The 820-nt window shown below is 52.1% G+C and carries 1 protein-coding gene; it reads left to right on the top strand.

Annotated features, from left to right (window positions below):
• Positions 1 to 63 precede the first annotated feature (63 nt).
• Positions 64 to 768 carry an IS6-like element IS26 family transposase gene (locus tag HMPREF2550_RS00060; RefSeq protein WP_001067858.1) on the top strand — a complete coding sequence of 235 codons (705 nt, stop codon included), beginning with the start codon at positions 64 to 66 and terminating at the stop codon, positions 766 to 768.
• Positions 769 to 820 lie beyond the last annotated feature (52 nt).

The raw sequence follows: 820 nt of genomic DNA, 5'->3' as shown, positions 1-820 counted from the left end.
GGCACTGTTGCAAATAGTCGGTGGTGATAAACTTATCATCCCCTTTTGCTGATGGAGCTGCACATGAACCCATTCAAAGGCCGGCATTTTCAGCGTGACATCATTCTGTGGGCCGTACGCTGGTACTGCAAATACGGCATCAGTTACCGTGAGCTGCAGGAGATGCTGGCTGAACGCGGAGTGAATGTCGATCACTCCACGATTTACCGCTGGGTTCAGCGTTATGCGCCTGAAATGGAAAAACGGCTGCGCTGGTACTGGCGTAACCCTTCCGATCTTTGCCCGTGGCACATGGATGAAACCTACGTGAAGGTCAATGGCCGCTGGGCGTATCTGTACCGGGCCGTCGACAGCCGGGGCCGCACTGTCGATTTTTATCTCTCCTCCCGTCGTAACAGCAAAGCTGCATACCGGTTTCTGGGTAAAATCCTCAACAACGTGAAGAAGTGGCAGATCCCACGATTCATCAACACGGATAAAGCGCCCGCCTATGGTCGCGCGCTTGCTCTGCTCAAACGCGAAGGCCGGTGCCCGTCTGACGTTGAACACCGACAGATTAAGTACCGGAACAACGTGATTGAATGCGATCATGGCAAACTGAAACGGATAATCAACGCCACGCTGGGATTTAAATCCATGAAGACGGCTTACGCCACCATCAAAGGTATTGAGGTGATGCGTGCACTACGCAAAGGCCAGGCCTCAGCATTTTATTATGGTGATCCCCTGGGCGAAATGCGCCTGGTAAGCAGAGTTTTTGAAATGTAAGGCCTTTGAATAAGACAAAAGGCTGCCTCATCGCTAACTTTGCAACAGTGCC

The sequence above is a fragment of the Corynebacterium sp. HMSC074A01 genome (assembly GCF_001831515.1).
Lineage (GTDB): Bacteria > Actinomycetota > Actinomycetes > Mycobacteriales > Mycobacteriaceae > Corynebacterium.
The sequence above is the reverse complement of the archived record's forward strand: the minus strand, read 5'-3'. Positions and strand labels throughout refer to the sequence as shown.

Bases quoted from the DNA above. Each gene is read 5' to 3' on its own strand.
- HMPREF2550_RS00060 (WP_001067858.1), top strand. From the start codon at position 64: ATGAACCCATTCAAAGGCCGGCATTTTCAGCGTGACATCATTCTGTGG.